The sequence below is a fragment of the Bacillus cereus group sp. Bce019 genome (genome assembly GCF_051781745.1).
GTDB classification, from domain to species: Bacteria; Bacillota; Bacilli; order Bacillales; family Bacillaceae_G; genus Bacillus_A; species Bacillus_A cereus.
In genome coordinates this window covers 21,138-36,262 of record NZ_JBPWJX010000003.1, presented here as the reverse complement: position 1 = coordinate 36,262, position 15,125 = coordinate 21,138, and the positions used below count along the sequence as shown (strand labels likewise).

The following is a 15,125-nucleotide window of genomic DNA, read 5'->3' as shown; positions in this document are numbered from 1 at the left end:
ATCATCCTCTTCCAATCAAATTTGCTGAAACAGGTTGCAAGTTTAACTCCCTCGCCCATATAGATAACTGACCAATATGATGAATTTCATATCCCATTACATGTCTTAAAACCTATGTTTTTTGAGACATACATCCATCTCTGTTTCCTTTCGTTGTATTCGTTTGTTTAGTTTAAATGGGTTAATCTATTAATTCTATTAAATCCAACAATTTAACTATTACACTTTAAAGTTCTACTCATATACTATAGTAGATTACTAGAAAGGAGGCTTAACTATGGATAGTTGTGTTGTATTTGTAAACGGACAACCTTTTTTAGTTCTTTCAGTAGCTGGTATTGAAATTGCTAGATTAGAGATTTCCCTTCAAGTGGCATTAGCTCTAAGAGTGCTTGGGATACCAATCTGTGATTAATTACCAAATTAATAGAAAAAGCGGGCATTAGCCCTCTTTTTCTATTTTCTTCTCATCTTTTTTTAACAACTAACAAAATTTAAATTTTTATATTGTAATGAAAATCCGAAAAATCAATCCATTTTATTCAATAAAAAAGATCAACACCCATACCTCATTATCCGTTTCTAAAAAATTAGAATTCGATTAATTACAAGGAAATTTAAATATACGAACGTTACATAAAATACTTGTTAGAATATCTGTCCTTCACACTATTTATTTCGCCGACGTTATATAATCAAAGCACCAATGATTAACTTTTTATACGGCTTATTTTAAGTGTGCTAGTATTCTAGACTAGATGATCATGACTGCAAAAAAACTTCAAGTTCTCGTTTATATAAATCAGATAACGCTTTCACTTTTTGAATCGATTGATACTCTTTAAATTGCGGTTCTCTATCTTCTTATCCTTGAAGAGCACTAATCCAACTATACTCTACATCTACAATATGAAATAATGTTTCTAACATACCCCCAGTTTGCAAAGTAAATCTTCCTCTGAAGGTTGTTCACACCACTTAAACCAATCGTCTCTTACTTGCCAATTATATTGAAATAAAGTGTACACATTTATCTCTCCCTTACTTCAATTATCCACCTAACAGCATCTGTTATATAATGTGGCTCATCTTTTTGAATATAATGACCACTTTGTTCTGCACTTATTAGTTTATTTTTGTTTGATAATCTTAATAATTCTTCTTGCAATTGTAACCATTTTATTTGTGCATCTTGCGAATAAAAAGCTTTTTTACCAGCAGCTAACACGACGAGTTGAATATCTCTCGTCGACTGACAATATTTATCTGCTTCACCCAGACTAAACATAAACTCTTCATAAGAACTTTCATGTACAAATTGTTTATAGTAAGCTTCTTGAAATTCTGGAGACATGATTGGCAAAAATGCTTCTTTATAATTTTCTGGTGTCGAATCAACCAAAACTATTCCCAACATATCTTCAGGATAAAAATCAGTAAATAAACGTGCATTTATACCACCAAAAGAATGTCCTACAAAAATATAAGGTGGCTTCAGTTGTAAAAGATTTAAGCATGTTCTCAAATCTTTTACCATTTCAGAACTAATACGTTTCTTGGAACTCTTCCCGCTTTTGCCTAATCCAGCCCGATCGTATGTAAGTACCGTACCATATTCCGTCAGTTCTTCAGCAGTTTGATTCCATGCCTTCGAATAATCACCATAGCCTGATTCCAATATAATAACAGGCTGCTGCTTCTTTCCTTGGAATATTTTCGTATACATTTTAAAATCAGCAACTTGTATATATTCCTCTATACATTTAACCATTGACAATCACTTCTCTTCGGCCAAGTTCCTCTACAGCGTGATTAATTATTTCACTTACAGATAAAGAACCATCCAATATGATATCTGAATTCGGCTTAACAGTATGAATTGCCTCTAAATAAGCTTTTCTCGCATATGTCATGTAATGTTCCAAATCATTATGTATTTCATCTATTGTACCTTCCTTAAAATCTCGCAAAATCCTTCTAGCCATCGCAATATCTAAAGGCGTATCAATAAATATAGTTACATCAATGAATTTTCGCATCTCACTATTTAAGTATGCAAAAGGATAATCTACAATAATATAGTCTAAGGTATTATTTTGTATAAGTTGCTCAATATCATGAATTAATGGTGTTAATACCCACTCGTTGTAATTCGCCCCATCATCAATCCATTTACAAATATCAGCAGGAGAGTTATCAAATGTATAACTATCAAAATATAGAGCTTTTGAGTTTTTAAACTTATGCTTTAATCTTTCTGTAATTGTAGTTTTACCTCCCCCCGAAACAGCTGCAATTGAAATTATTTTTGTTTTATTATCCACTATACCCACCAAGCCCCTTTGTTAACATAATATAATTATAAATTACTATCGTTGCTACTTCTTCTATTCATATTCTAACATACTCATTTCCCATAAATTCCAATACGTTTCTCCTACTCTTTTTGACTCTCTTAATAAGCCTTCTTTTACAAACCCTATTTTTTCGTAACATGAAATGGCCGATGTATTAAAATCATACACACCAAGAGTTACTCTATGTAGTTTTAATTCGTCAAAAGCAATATGAAGTACTGCTTTCATCATATGTTTTCCTATAGAACGTCCTCTCATCTTCGTATTACCAACTAATACTTTTCCAATTCTAGCGGACTTATTAATATTATCTATTTGCCCAAGCGAAATATGACCAATAACGTCTGAAGTCTCTTCATCTACCACTTTGAAAGCGAGTGTATTTGCACTTTCTATATACTTCTCTAATTGCTGTTCGTCTAAAGGGAATGTGAATGCATTTCCTGACCATTGTATTAGAAATTCTTCGGAATTAATCCAATTTATTAATTGTTTAAAATCAGATTTTTTAAAACTTTCTAGTTTAATCACTTCCTTGCTCCTTTCGTACATCATGCTTTATAACCTCAAACTTATTTCTATATAAAGAATATATTCTCCTTTTATATGAAATTAAAATAAAGCCATTCATGTGAATGGCTTTACAAAAAAGCAGCATAATTATGCTTTGTTTGCTACATCAATACCATTAAAATCAAAGTCAGCAGTAACCGTTGTAACAGGTGGGAAAATTGCTTCAATTTTACAAATGGAAATAATTACTCCAACCGATCCAGGAATAGCCGCAAGCCTAACTACATCACAACTTACAGACGAAACAGTACCTACATAAGTACGTCCCTCTGTATTAATTTGAACTGTTCGATTAATTAATTTCTTAAGTTCATCTCTAATTCCTTGTACACAAGAATTATCACATTTCTCATGCTGTTCTTTTTTACACTCTTCGAATACTTCCCAACAATCATCTTGTTTACATGTACACTTCTTTTTACAATTATTAAATCGAGAACCCAATACCTCACCCCCTAATCCTTTCTATTAGTAAAGTATGTCCACTAGCTTAAAAGGGTACGAGGCAAACACATAAAAAGAAAAAAACAAACAATTGTACCAAACTTTCTTTTCATTATTCATTATAAAAACAGACTTCTCCTAATTAAAAGCTTTTTAATGAGCGGCCGTGAATTTAGTCCTACTCCATTTAATGTTTAGACACCACTTTCTAAAACAAACCTTTTTTCTTTTAAATAAGACGCCCCTTAAAAACACACTAGATTTTCCCATTAACTCACATATATATAGACTTTATTTGTGGATTTCCCATTTTTCATTGTGAAATATACATTTAAAAAGCGTACTTGAAAATAAGATATTATTTGTAATCAGAACATTTTCTTCAACAAGTGTTTATTGAAAAATACCATAACTAGTAGTAGTTCTCTCCACTTTCTCTTAAAAATTAGCATAGTTTGTATGAATTCTATATCGAGTAGAAGACACTCTATCATATAAAGATAAAATAGTAGGTTAATAAACAAGCCATTTTTTTATTAAAACATAGAATAATATGAACACTATTGAAAGGAGGTAGAAATAAATGTCCTGGAAAAATGATTGCTGGAGTTCTCAGAAAAAGCATTGTTGTGATGATTGGTGGAAATCTAAAGAAAAGCATCATTGTGATGATAATTGGAGTTCTCAGAAAAAGCATTGTAATGATGATTGGTGGAAATCTAAAGAAAAGTGTCATCGTGATGATGATTGGAGTTCTAAACGAAATAAGTGTCGTTGTAAATGTTTCTTTATTTGTTGCCATTGTAAAAGAAAAAATTGGTAATATTTTTAATGTCAACGTAAAGGAAAGAATATGTCTTTTGGAACCAATCGGGCTTTTCCGGAAAGTTGATCCCTCACCTACTTCCTTGCTTTCGCTGAATTTTTAGGTGGGGGCATTACTGCCCGGCAAATAGCGAGATAAATACTAGAATGTAATATATAAAAAGCTGACTGCTTATAGTCAGCTTTTTATATATTAACACGTAAAGGTTTGAACAGACATATAAGCAGTCACGCTTTGTCATCACCTTGTTGTTGTAAATTAGTATTTCTCCATTGAATAGACATTCCATAATATCGTATTTTGATAAAAACTAAAAAACATACTTAACACTAATAGTAAAATTTTTCTTCTTCATCAACTTCACTTCTTCTCTTTTTATAAACATAAAAAAGGAGCTCTATTTATATAGAGATCCTTTCTAATTTTATAATTTACTAGACTGTAACCCCTGAATAAACGGAACTACTTCAGGATTTACAAGTGATGATAAATCACCTAATTCTTTTCCTAAGTAAGCTGCTTTAATAACACGGCGCATTACTTTAGAATTACGTGTTTTCGGTAAATCTTCTACAACGTGGATGTCTTTAGGACACAACGCTTTTCCAATATGAGAGTTTACTAAACTCATTAATTCTTTCTTTAATTCCCCTGTGAATGTTACATGGTCTCTTAACACTACAAAACAATGACAAACTTCACCTTTTACTTCGTCAGGTACACCAATTGCAGCAGCTTCGATTACATCGTTATGTTTCACAAGAATAGATTCATATTCAGCAGGTCCAATACGTTTACCTGCAATATTTAACGTATCGTCTGAACGCCCTGTGATGATATATTGTTCACCATCGTAAATGACCCAGTCACCGTGGACCCATTTATTTTCAAAACGCGACCAATATGTGTTTACGTAACGTTCATCATCTTCCCAGAAGCTTTTCGTCATACCTACCCAAGGTTTCTCTAAGCATAATTCTCCGACTTCATCTCGAATTGGTTTACCTTGATCATCCAGTACGACAGCTGCCATTCCTGGTAAAGATGCGTTAAAACTAATCGGTGCTATTGGCTTAATAAGAACATTACCGAAAATCCCACCAGAGATTTCAGTTCCACCTGAGTAGTTACAGATTGGGACATTTCCTTTTCCAACTGTTTCAAACAGCCACATCCATGGATCAGGATTCCAAGGTTCTCCTGTTGATGCGAATACTTCCAAACTCTTTAAAGAATGTTTATTGACATACTCATCACCTTTTGCCATCAATGCTCGGATTAACGTTGGCGAAATACCTAGATGAGTAATCTCATATTTATCAACTGTCTCCCATAACCGGTCTGCTTCTGGGAAGTCTGGAACACCTTCGTACATAACCATCGTTGCTCCATTAATGAGTGAACCGAATAATAGAAACGGCCCCATCATCCAGCCCATATCAGTTACCCATAATACACGATCACCTTGTTTAATATTCATTCCAAATCCTGCATCAAAAGCTGCTTTCAAAGGAAATCCTGCATGCGTGTGTACTGTTCCTTTCGGCTTACCAGTCGTTCCTGATGTATAAATGAGCATTAATGGATCATCACTTTGCATTTCCTCGGCATGTATGAATGGTTTTTCTTTTTCTAGCGTACTCCACGAAAAATCATAGTTATGTGGTGTAAAATCATTTCCTGCATGACGAACGATAACAACTTTTTCAACAGTTGGGCAATACTCACAAGCTTTATCTACTTCATCTTTTAAAGAAACAATTTTACCGCGGCGTGAAAATCCATCTGCGGTAATAATCATTTTTGAACCTGCCGCTTGCACACGTGTCATGACTGCATCAGACGCAAAGCCTGAGAATATTGGTGAAATAATTGCTCCGATTTTCATTACAGCTAGCATCGCAACAACTGTTTCTGGAATCATCGGCATATAAATTGTTACACGGTCACCTTTCTCAATACCCGCGTGTTTCAAACCATTTGCAACACGACTTACCCAGTTGTCAAGCTCTTCATATGTAAATGATTTTGAAGTTCCATTTTCCCCTTCGTACTGAAGTGCTGGCTGTATTCTCGTCTCTTCATCCGCAAGCCAGCGGGATAAAGCTGATTCTACAACGTTACATGTTCCGCCATTATACCACTGTGCAAACGGTGTACCATTTTCTAAATCTAACACTTCTGTATAAGGTTTCATCCATTGATAGCCTACTGCCTTTTCTGCCTCTCCCCAAAACCAAGCTGTTTCCTCGATAGATTTATTATAAAAAGTTTCATAATCTTCATATCCCAATGATTTCATCCAACCATATAAACGTGTTTTTTCCTTGTACTCTTCTGTTGGAAACCAAACTGCTTGTTTCAATGTTTTCCCCTCCTTAACTTTTTGAGCAAGAAAGCCCTAAATAGGGCTTTTAAACTGGATATACAGGATGTTTACGATCCGTGAATACTTGATATTTACTCATATACATTTCGAAACGTCCTTTTAATTCTTCACGTAAATTGTTTGGATGAACAATACCATCAATCACCATCTCTGATGCTAAATGATAAATATCAATATCTTTCTTATACTCTTCACGTTTTTCAGCAATGAAGCTAGCACGCTCTTCTTCTGGTAAAGCTGCAATTTTATTTGCATATACAGCATTAACCGCAGCTTCTGGACCCATTACCGCAATAGAGGCTGTCGGTAATGCCAGGCAGCAATCTGGTTCAAATGCTGGACCTGCCATCGCATATAAACCAGCACCATATGCTTTACGAACAACGATAGAAATCTTCGGTACAGTTGCTTCACTCATTGCAGAAATCATTTTTGCACCATGGCGAATAATACCAGCACGCTCTACTTTTGTTCCAATCATAAATCCTGGTACATCCGCAAGGAATAATAATGGAATATGATATGCATCACATAAATTAATAAACTTAGCAGCTTTATCAGCTGAATCATGGAATAATACGCCGCCCTTCATACGCGGCTGATTTGCAATAATACCAACTGGCTTACCATCAATACGTGCTAAGCCTGTAATTAGCTCTTGAGCAAATAATTTTTTTACTTCATAGAATGAACCTTCATCAATAACTCTATTAATGAGATCTTTCATATTGAAAGGAGCATTTTGATTTTCTGGAATGATTTGTTCTAACGTTTTATCGAATTGTTTCGGTTCTTGAGGTGTAACCAATGGAGTCTTTTCTAAGTAGTTATTTGGAAAATATGAAATGTATTGTCTTGCTTGTGTAATCGCATCTTCTTCTGTCTTGCATAAAACATCTCCGCATCCTGATACAGAGCAATGCATACGAGCTCCGCCCATCTCTTCTAAAGTTACCTTCTCACCGATAACCATCTCAGCCATACGAGGAGATCCTAAATACATAGATGCATTTCCTTCTACCATCATTACAACGTCGCAAAAGGCTGGAATATAGGCACCACCAGCTGCAGAAGGTCCAAATAATAAGCATACTTGAGGAACTTTACCTGATAATTTCACTTGATTATAGAAGATTCTTCCTGCACCACGGCGCCCTGGGAACATTTCTACTTGATCTGTAATGCGCGCTCCAGCAGAGTCGACTAAATAAAATAACGGAACACGTAGTTTTTCAGCTGTTTCTTGAATACGTAAAATCTTTTCAACTGTGCGTGATCCCCATGATCCAGCTTTTACAGTAGAATCATTGGCCATTACACATGCAGTACGACCATGTATTTTACCCGTTGCCGTTACAACGCCGTCCGCAGGTAAGCCTGTTTGTTCACAGTTAGCAAATAATGCATCTTCTACATATTCGCCATTATCAAATAGAAGCGCTAAACGATCTCGAACAAATAATTTTCCTTTTGCTTTATTTTGTTCATGATACTTTGGTGCGCCGCCTTGTTTAATCGTTTCAACTCGTTCTTCAAATGAATTAGATTGTTGTTTTTGATCTAACATATTTACTCCCCCTTATACGTTGGTGTGCGTTTTTCCTTGAATGCTTGTAATCCTTCTAATCTATCTTTCGTATGGATTACACCTTCATACGCTTGTTTTTCCATTTGTAATCCGGTATGTAAATCAACTTGAATACCATTTGAAATTGCCTCTTTTGCTAATCGAACAGCAATAGGTCCATTACTAGCAATTTTCTCTGCTATTTCAATCGCTTTCTCTTCAAGTAAATTAGCTGGTACAACAAATTCTACTAAACCATATTCTTTTGCTTCTTGCGCTGAAATACGTCTACCTGTATAAATTAATTCTTTCGCTCTACCAACACCAATTAATCTCGGTAAGCGCTGTGTACCACCCGCTCCTGGTATAATTGCAAGTGTCGTTTCAGTAAGACCAAGACTTGCAGATTCAGCAGCAATTCTAAAATCACAAGCTAAACTTAATTCCGTACCACCACCAAGTGCGATTCCATTTATAGCAGCAATAACTGGCTGTGGTAATTGTTCAACCATCTCCATAGTCGTGCGAATCATACTAACAGCATGGCGAACTTGTTCCTCATTCATACCAGCACGTTCTTTTAAATCAGCACCAGCACAAAATGCTTTTTCACCAGCACCTGTTAGAATAACTACACGCGTATTGGACTCTTCACTTATTTGAGTTAATATGTTTTGTAACTCTTCTAATAACGCTAAAGATAATGAGTTTGCTTGTCTTTCACGATATAACGAAATCTTTACAACGTGAGGTGTTACATAATCAACTGAAATGTTTTGTAATTGTAGCATCTTCTCACCTACTTATCGTTTTATGTTGAAGCGCTCTATACACATGACTCGGTAATTGGATATTTAGCTTACTTTGAATAAATTGACTAGCTCGCAATAACTTTTCTTCGTCTATATTCGTTTGAACTCCTAATTTATGGAGCATATGTACTAGGTCATCAGTAGCAACATTACCTGATGCTCCTGGTGCATAAGGGCAGCCCCCGAGTCCACCACAAGAACTATCAAATGTTGTAATACCGTATTCTAATGATTTAACTACATTTGCTAGAGCCATTCCATACGTATTATGAAAATGCATGGCAAACTGCGAAGCATCATACTTCTTTAATAGATGTTCTAATACTTGTTCTACTTGTAATGGATTCGCTACACCGATTGTATCCCCAAGAGAAACTTCATAAATGCCGTATGAAAATAGTTGATTACATAATTCGTCAACTGCTGGGACACTTATATCCCCTTCATAAGGACATCCAAATACAGTAGAAACATAGCCTCTTACCTTTTTCCCTTCGAATAATGCCTGTTTTGTTATATCTTCGATTACAACTAACGCTTCTTTAATCGATTTATTAATATTACTTTTATTATGAGATTCACTTGCTGATAAAAAAACATTCACCTCATCTACATTTTGCAAAAAAGCTCGTTCCAAACCATTTTGGTTCGGAACAAGCGCAGCATATGTAACATTTGGATCCCTTTTCAGCTCAGAAAACACATCATTTGCATCCGCTAATGCTGGGACCCATTTTGGGTGAACGAATGAGGAAACTTCAACATACGACAATCCTGCTTCTGTAAGTAGTTGAATCCATTTTACTTTATCTTTTGTGCCAACAATCTTTTTTTCATTTTGTAAACCATCACGTGGTCCTACTTCTTTAATGACAGCAAAATTAGGTAGTTTCAATTCGCTTCCCCCTATATCTCCCTATTCAATTTCTAATAATACATCTCCTTCATTTACAAAATCGCCTTCTTGCACATTAATTTTCATAACTGTGCCGGCTTCTTCTGAAATGATTGGAATTTCCATTTTCATAGATTCTAAAATGACGACATCCTGCTCTTCCTCTACTGTATCTCCTACTCCTACAACAATCTTCCAAACGTTTCCTGCCATCGATGCGTATACTTTCGTCATCATTTTTTCCCCCTTAATATTGTTAGATCTTATTTTTTAACGAGTTGTTTCGTTACAAAACCCGTTGTATAAATACCCTCTTTGAACACTTCGTCTTCCAAAACTTGCAGTAGCATTGGCGTGTTCGTTTTAATACCTTCTACTTTTAATTCTTCTAGAGCATCATGTAATTTCGAAATTGCTTCTTCACGAGTCTCGCCATGTGCAATGACTTTCGCAATCATTGGATCATAGAAAGGTGTAATCGTTACATGATTTTCTAAGAAGTGATCAATTCGTACATTTGACGGTAATGTTAAATCTGTAATTTTCCCAGGTGACGGGAAGAATGTTTTCGGATCCTCTGCATAAATACGAGCTTCAATGGCATGACCACTACGTTTTACATCATCCTGAGTAAATGATAGTTTCTCTCCACTTGCGATAAGGAGTTGCTGTTCTACAAGGTCTAATCCCGTAATTTCTTCTGTCACTGGATGCTCTACTTGTAATCTCGTATTCATTTCTAAGAAATAGAAATTTTTCTGATTATCTACAAGAAACTCAACTGTACCTGCATTTGTATAGCCAAGTGCTTTGGCAGCTTGTACAGCAACTTCTCCCATCGCCTTTCGTGTACCTTCATCTAAAAATGGTGAAGGTGCTTCTTCGATTACTTTTTGATTTCGGCGCTGTACCGAACATTCACGCTCCCATAAATACACTGTGTTACCATGTGTATCTGCTAAAAGCTGAATTTCAATATGATGCGCATCTGCTATATATCGCTCTAAATACATTTCTCCGTTACCGAAGAAGTTTTGCGCTCTTGTTTTATTACTTTCAAACGCTTTGGTGAGCGTTTGCTCAGTTTCCATCAACTGCATACCAATGCCTCCGCCGCCTGCGGATGCCTTAAGCATTAATGGATAACCAATTTGTTTTGCAATTTCAATTGCTTCTTCAGCAGTTTCAATATTTGTAGTAATACCTGGGACTACTGGTACATCTGCTGCTTGCATTGCGATACGTGATTCAATTTTACTTCCCATCTTCGTAATGATTTCTTCTGAAGGACCGATAAATACGATTCCTTCTTCTTTGCAGCGAACCGGAAAAGACGGATTCTCTGATAATAAACCATAACCCGGATGAATCGCTTCTGCATTTGTCTTCTTAGCTATTTCAATAATTTTTTCAAGGTTTAAATAACTTTCTTGAACACGCGGTCCACCTACTAAGTAAGCTTCATTTGCCATCTTCACATGAAGGGCATTTTCATCTGCTTCAGAATAAATAGCAACAGTGCGAATGCCAAGTTTTTGACAAGTTTTCATAATACGAACAGCAATTTCCCCGCGATTCGCAATTAATATTTTTTGAAACATAGTGATTCCTCCTTTTATCTACATCCTAAATGTCTAGCAATTACGAGACGTTGAATTTCAGAAGTTCCTTCACCAATTTCTAATAGTTTCGCATCACGAATATGTCGTTCAACTTCATATTCACGCATATAACCATATCCACCATGAATCTGTACTGCTTGATTCGCAATACGGCTTGCTGCTTCCGATGCAAATAGTTTTGCCATTGCCGCTTCTTTGCCGAAAGGTTTATCGTTATCTTTTAACCAAGCTGCTTTATGTACTAAATTGCGTGCTAGCTCTACTTCAGTCGCCATATCAGCTAATTTAAATTGAATCGCTTGGAAATTAGAGATTGACTTTCCAAATTGTTGACGTTCTTTCGCATATTGTAATGCACGTTCAAAGGCTGATTGCGCAATACCAACTGCCAATGCTGCGATTGAAATACGCCCTCCATCAAGTGTATATAAAAATTGTTTAAAGCCTTTATTTACATCACCAAGAATATTTTCTTTCGGTACACGAACGCCATCAAGTACGATTTCACAAGTATTAGAAGCGCGAACACCCATCTTATCGTAAGGACTTGAAATCGTTAATCCTTCACTCGTAGTAGGCACGATAAATGCAGAAATACGTTTTCTACCATTCTCTTCAATACCGTTGACAGCGGTTACAATAATTGTATTTGCATACTCTGCGTTTGTAATCCAACACTTCTCACCACTGATTACATACTCATCACCATCTAATACCGCTTTCGTTTGAGTACCACCTGCATCTGATCCAGCATTCGGCTCCGTTAATCCGAAGGCACCTAATGTTTTACCTGACGCCATTGGAACTAAATACTTTTGTTTTTGTTCTTCTGTACCGAAATAATAAATTGGAGAAGCACCTAATGAAATTGTTGCAGCATAGCTTAAACCGGTGCCACCACAAGCGCGACCAATTTCTTCAACTGCTAACGCATACGATACCGTATCGCCACCTGAACCTCCATATTCTTCTGGGAATGGGATGCCTAATAATCCTAGTTCGCCCATTTTTTGAAATGTTTCATATGGAAACTCTGCAGTTTTGTCATAATATACAGCTTTCGGTGCGATTTCCTTTTCAGCAAAGTCACGTACCATTTCTTTAATCATTTGTTTTTCGCGAGTTAGAGTAAATTCCATTCCGCTACACACCCCTTATCGAATATTGAGTTTCGACAGCGTGCGAGTTTCTACTACAAACATAACAACTTAAAAGACAAGAATATTAGTTAGACAATTGCTACAATTCTGTCATAACTTAATTTTAAAACAGATTCTGTACTAATGCACAAAAAAATTCCTACATTGTTCTACAACAACATAGGAGATTTTGTGTCGAATTATGTAATTTATTGTTTAATAATCTCTACCTTTTCCCGAATCAGAAATTTCTACTAATGCTTCAGGGTATGGTTCGAAATACGTTTGTCTTAATAAATACTTTTCATCAAATCGAATAGCCCATGATTTTAATATTGTAAGTAAACTACTAAGTGGTATTTTCTTTTCTGCATACTTTTGTAACAGTTCTATAAAATGATCTTTTTCTTGTTTTTTTAACTTTGTTTTAAAATATCCAAAAATGTGCTCGCATACATTTACATTCGATGTATAACGGGGCGCACGCATAAATAATTCATATAAAGTCTTCTCATAGTTTTCAAATACCACTTCAATCTTTTCATTTTTTTGATTTGCAATTATACGACCTAATTCCTTTTGTTTCACCTGATTATATGCCATAAATAAATATTTATTGTCCGACTGAAACGATACAAGTTCTTTCATATTTTTATTGTGTTTAATCATTTTGTAATATGCGATTGTAAATAACCTTGTAAAGAAATGCTCTCTAATAATAAAATTCGACAATCTACCTTCCTCTTCAATAGGAAGATGCGAAAATTTTTTTACTACTGCTCCGCCAAATAAGCCAGCTCCTTTTCCCTTTGCTGGCGCTTTTTCAAAACCAGAATAAATTTTCACATCACGCGTACCACAACTTGGTGAACGATTCTTTAAAATAAAACCATCCACATCCGGTATCGTTTGTAAAAAGTCATTTGAAAACTGCTCCATTTTTTCAGTTACATCTTCTCGTGTCGACGGTTGCACAAGTCTATTCTCACCATTTTCTTCTACAATTCGTATCGTTTCACGAGGAGTCCCCAATCCAATCTCCACTTCTGGACAAACAGGTATAAATGTAACAAATGGCTGCAAATTTCGTATTGTTACATCTGGAATCATCTCTCCATTATAACGACAAGCATCAAATTCTAAACATTTACTTACGACGATTGTAGGTTTTGCAAATTGTCGCATCTTATTACCTCCTTATTGCTAGCCCGTATAATATAAATTGTACTAAGATTAACATTTTAAGCAAAGTTTGATTCAGTTATTTTTATGAGAAATATATATCCAATGATATATTAACAATCATTCAACTCTATTTTCTATAAATGTGCGCCCTATTAATGAGGGTTTAGATATTGTGAAATGAATAATACACACATGCTTCGGAGAAATTAATGATTAAGAAAGGAGGGATTGTTATGAAAAAGAAATTATCATCTATTTTAAGTGTTTTAGCACTATCTATTATGTTTTTAGGTACATCTACGCAAGCTGAATACGATGGAAATAATATGAATAGAGTTAATAACACTGATATTTCAACTCGAGTAAATGACAATAACTTAGACAGAGTTAATAATGATGTAAGAACTCGAAATGTAAATACAACAAATGATTTAAATGATAATCGTGATAAAAATAATAATTGGGCTTGGCTTGGTTTATTAGGACTAGCAGGATTATTAGGTCTTAGAAGAAGAGACAAAGAAACACGCTGATTTAGAATGTTTTTAGTAAGCAAGTACTTATTTATCAAAAATATATAATGAAAATAAATCGCCTTTTTAAAGGCGATTTATTTTTACTTAAAAGTAATGTATGTAATTCACACTTCAACGATTAAAATCGTGGAGTTAATCCATACAATATAAATTGAATCGTATTTTCAATTTCCGCTTCATCATTCCATTTTTCTTCAGGCAATAATAAAAATCGTGTTAATAATAAACCTAATACAGCTGATAAAGTAAGACGTAGTACGGAAGATGGTGGTATCTCAATAATTTCCCCTTCTTCTTGAAATTTCACAATCAACTTTTTGAAATGTGAAAACAGTTCTGTTTCTACTAATTGCTGTATTTCATTTTTCAGTTCTAGTTGGAATGGCACCTCTTGAATTAATATTTTTATCATAGGAAAGTGTTTTTGAGCAAATTTAAACCTATTATGAATTACAACCCTTAAAAGTCCTTCGTATGATTCATAATCCGATTTAAATATTTCTTTTGCAAAGGTTTGTACGAAAAATGGTGCAGCGAACTTAGTTAAAGTTGGCATTACGACCGCTAGTAATAAATCTTTTTTTGTTTTATAGTAGCGGAAGATGGTTCCTTCCGCTACACCAGCACGCTTTGCAATTTCACTTGTTGAAGTTGAAGCGTATCCTTTTTCTCCAAACATATCAACAGCCGCCTCTAATATACGCATTTGACGTTCATTTCGTTTATCCGTATTAGTTGCAGCTATTAATTCCTCCAGCCAATCCTTCTGCATTTATAAAG

General features: G+C 35.0%; 16 protein-coding genes and 2 pseudogenes. 3 read left to right on the top strand and 15 right to left on the bottom strand.

What is annotated here, in order from left to right; all coding sequences use genetic code 11:
• Nucleotide 1: 1 nt before the first annotated feature.
• Nucleotides 2-94: pseudogene (locus ACS2QP_RS06375) on the bottom strand (DinB family protein); the annotation flags it as partial.
• Nucleotides 95-277: 183 nt separating this feature from the next.
• Between ACS2QP_RS06375 and ACS2QP_RS06370 the strand changes: the two are divergent.
• Complete coding sequence (locus ACS2QP_RS06370; RefSeq protein WP_000376554.1) at nucleotides 278-415, top strand: DUF3956 domain-containing protein; 138 nt, start codon at nucleotides 278-280, stop codon at nucleotides 413-415.
• Between the two features lie 353 nt (nucleotides 416-768).
• On the opposite strand, the pseudogene ACS2QP_RS06365 reads toward ACS2QP_RS06370, so the two are convergent.
• The 5 genes and pseudogenes from ACS2QP_RS06365 to ACS2QP_RS06345 form a co-directional block, all read right to left on the bottom strand.
• Nucleotides 769-1,028: pseudogene (locus ACS2QP_RS06365) on the bottom strand (DinB family protein); the annotation flags it as partial.
• 2 nt (nucleotides 1,029-1,030) lie between these two features.
• Nucleotides 1,031-1,771, bottom strand: coding sequence for an alpha/beta fold hydrolase (locus ACS2QP_RS06360; RefSeq protein WP_438882236.1), 741 nt, complete (start codon nucleotides 1,769-1,771; stop codon nucleotides 1,031-1,033).
• Nucleotides 1,764-2,324, bottom strand: coding sequence for an AAA family ATPase (locus tag ACS2QP_RS06355; RefSeq protein WP_053565506.1), 561 nt, complete (start codon nucleotides 2,322-2,324; stop codon nucleotides 1,764-1,766). Before ACS2QP_RS06355 ends, ACS2QP_RS06360 begins: the two co-directional genes overlap by 8 nt.
• 63 nt (nucleotides 2,325-2,387) lie before the next feature.
• Nucleotides 2,388-2,912, bottom strand: coding sequence for a GNAT family N-acetyltransferase (locus tag ACS2QP_RS06350; protein WP_332283193.1), 525 nt, complete (start codon nucleotides 2,910-2,912; stop codon nucleotides 2,388-2,390).
• 105 nt (nucleotides 2,913-3,017) lie between these two features.
• Nucleotides 3,018-3,374 (bottom strand): hypothetical protein, encoded by a 357-nt coding sequence (locus tag ACS2QP_RS06345; RefSeq protein ID WP_000535577.1) that lies wholly within the window; start codon nucleotides 3,372-3,374, stop codon nucleotides 3,018-3,020.
• A 563-nt stretch (nucleotides 3,375-3,937) separates the two neighbouring features.
• Between ACS2QP_RS06345 and ACS2QP_RS06340 the strand changes: the two genes are divergently transcribed.
• The gene (locus ACS2QP_RS06340) at nucleotides 3,938-4,303 is read left to right on the top strand and encodes a hypothetical protein (RefSeq protein WP_066464229.1); all 366 of its coding nucleotides are present in this window, start codon (nucleotides 3,938-3,940) and stop codon (nucleotides 4,301-4,303) included.
• 321 nt (nucleotides 4,304-4,624) lie between these two features.
• On the opposite strand, the gene ACS2QP_RS06335 is transcribed toward ACS2QP_RS06340, so the two are convergent.
• The 8 genes from ACS2QP_RS06335 to ACS2QP_RS06300 all read right to left on the bottom strand — a co-directional run bounded on the left by ACS2QP_RS06335 (nucleotide 4,625) and on the right by ACS2QP_RS06300 (nucleotide 13,809).
• Nucleotides 4,625-6,565, bottom strand: coding sequence for an AMP-binding protein (locus ACS2QP_RS06335; protein WP_332283197.1), 1,941 nt, complete (start codon nucleotides 6,563-6,565; stop codon nucleotides 4,625-4,627).
• Between the two features lie 49 nt (nucleotides 6,566-6,614).
• Entirely contained in the window at nucleotides 6,615-8,156 is a 1,542-nt protein-coding gene (locus ACS2QP_RS06330) for an acyl-CoA carboxylase subunit beta (RefSeq protein WP_000886744.1), read from the bottom strand.
• Nucleotides 8,157-8,158: 2 nt separating this feature from the next.
• Nucleotides 8,159-8,947, bottom strand: coding sequence for an enoyl-CoA hydratase (locus tag ACS2QP_RS06325; RefSeq protein ID WP_000939818.1), 789 nt, complete (start codon nucleotides 8,945-8,947; stop codon nucleotides 8,159-8,161).
• Nucleotides 8,948-8,951: 4 nt separating this feature from the next.
• Nucleotides 8,952-9,863 carry a hydroxymethylglutaryl-CoA lyase gene (mvaB, locus tag ACS2QP_RS06320; RefSeq protein ID WP_438882235.1) on the bottom strand — a complete coding sequence of 304 codons (912 nt, stop codon included), beginning with the start codon at nucleotides 9,861-9,863 and terminating at the stop codon, nucleotides 8,952-8,954.
• A gap of 21 nt (nucleotides 9,864-9,884) precedes the next feature.
• On the bottom strand, nucleotides 9,885-10,100 hold the full coding sequence (locus tag ACS2QP_RS06315) for an acetyl-CoA carboxylase biotin carboxyl carrier protein subunit (protein ID WP_001987345.1): 216 nt from the start codon (nucleotides 10,098-10,100) through the stop codon (nucleotides 9,885-9,887).
• Between the two features lie 26 nt (nucleotides 10,101-10,126).
• Nucleotides 10,127-11,464 carry an acetyl-CoA carboxylase biotin carboxylase subunit gene (locus ACS2QP_RS06310; protein ID WP_048558513.1) on the bottom strand — a complete coding sequence of 446 codons (1,338 nt, stop codon included), beginning with the start codon at nucleotides 11,462-11,464 and terminating at the stop codon, nucleotides 10,127-10,129.
• Nucleotides 11,465-11,478: 14 nt separating this feature from the next.
• Nucleotides 11,479-12,624 carry an acyl-CoA dehydrogenase gene (locus tag ACS2QP_RS06305; protein ID WP_000397279.1) on the bottom strand — a complete coding sequence of 382 codons (1,146 nt, stop codon included), beginning with the start codon at nucleotides 12,622-12,624 and terminating at the stop codon, nucleotides 11,479-11,481.
• A 216-nt stretch (nucleotides 12,625-12,840) separates the two neighbouring features.
• Nucleotides 12,841-13,809, bottom strand: coding sequence for a YbgA family protein (locus ACS2QP_RS06300; protein ID WP_001248638.1), 969 nt, complete (start codon nucleotides 13,807-13,809; stop codon nucleotides 12,841-12,843).
• Nucleotides 13,810-14,042: 233 nt separating this feature from the next.
• Between ACS2QP_RS06300 and ACS2QP_RS06295 the strand changes: the two genes are divergently transcribed.
• Nucleotides 14,043-14,342, top strand: a complete 300-nt coding sequence (locus ACS2QP_RS06295) for a WGxxGxxG family protein (RefSeq protein WP_000728157.1) — start codon at nucleotides 14,043-14,045, stop codon at nucleotides 14,340-14,342.
• Nucleotides 14,343-14,463: 121 nt separating this feature from the next.
• Here ACS2QP_RS06295 and ACS2QP_RS06290 read toward each other — a convergent pair whose 3' ends face one another.
• A complete protein-coding gene (locus ACS2QP_RS06290) occupies nucleotides 14,464-15,117 on the bottom strand; it encodes a TetR/AcrR family transcriptional regulator (RefSeq protein ID WP_438882234.1) in 654 nt (217 codons plus the stop codon).
• Nucleotides 15,118-15,125 lie beyond the last annotated feature (8 nt).

What these genes read in the sequence shown, in the direction of transcription:
- ACS2QP_RS06370 (WP_000376554.1), top strand. Translation starts at nt 278, where the DNA reads ATGGATAGTTGTGTTGTATTTGTAAACGGACAACCTTTTTTAGTTCTT.
- ACS2QP_RS06360 (WP_438882236.1), bottom strand. Translation starts at nt 1,771, where the DNA reads ATGGTTAAATGTATAGAGGAATATATACAAGTTGCTGATTTTAAAATG.
- ACS2QP_RS06350 (WP_332283193.1), bottom strand. Translation starts at nt 2,912, where the DNA reads ATGATGTACGAAAGGAGCAAGGAAGTGATTAAACTAGAAAGTTTTAAA.
- ACS2QP_RS06330 (WP_000886744.1), bottom strand. Translation starts at nt 8,156, where the DNA reads ATGTTAGATCAAAAACAACAATCTAATTCATTTGAAGAACGAGTTGAA.
- ACS2QP_RS06325 (WP_000939818.1), bottom strand. Translation starts at nt 8,947, where the DNA reads ATGCTACAATTACAAAACATTTCAGTTGATTATGTAACACCTCACGTT.
- ACS2QP_RS06315 (WP_001987345.1), bottom strand. Translation starts at nt 10,100, where the DNA reads ATGATGACGAAAGTATACGCATCGATGGCAGGAAACGTTTGGAAGATT.
- ACS2QP_RS06310 (WP_048558513.1), bottom strand. Translation starts at nt 11,464, where the DNA reads ATGTTTCAAAAAATATTAATTGCGAATCGCGGGGAAATTGCTGTTCGT.
- ACS2QP_RS06305 (WP_000397279.1), bottom strand. Translation starts at nt 12,624, where the DNA reads ATGGAATTTACTCTAACTCGCGAAAAACAAATGATTAAAGAAATGGTA.
- ACS2QP_RS06300 (WP_001248638.1), bottom strand. Translation starts at nt 13,809, where the DNA reads ATGCGACAATTTGCAAAACCTACAATCGTCGTAAGTAAATGTTTAGAA.
- ACS2QP_RS06295 (WP_000728157.1), top strand. Translation starts at nt 14,043, where the DNA reads ATGAAAAAGAAATTATCATCTATTTTAAGTGTTTTAGCACTATCTATT.
- ACS2QP_RS06290 (WP_438882234.1), bottom strand. Translation starts at nt 15,117, where the DNA reads ATGCAGAAGGATTGGCTGGAGGAATTAATAGCTGCAACTAATACGGAT.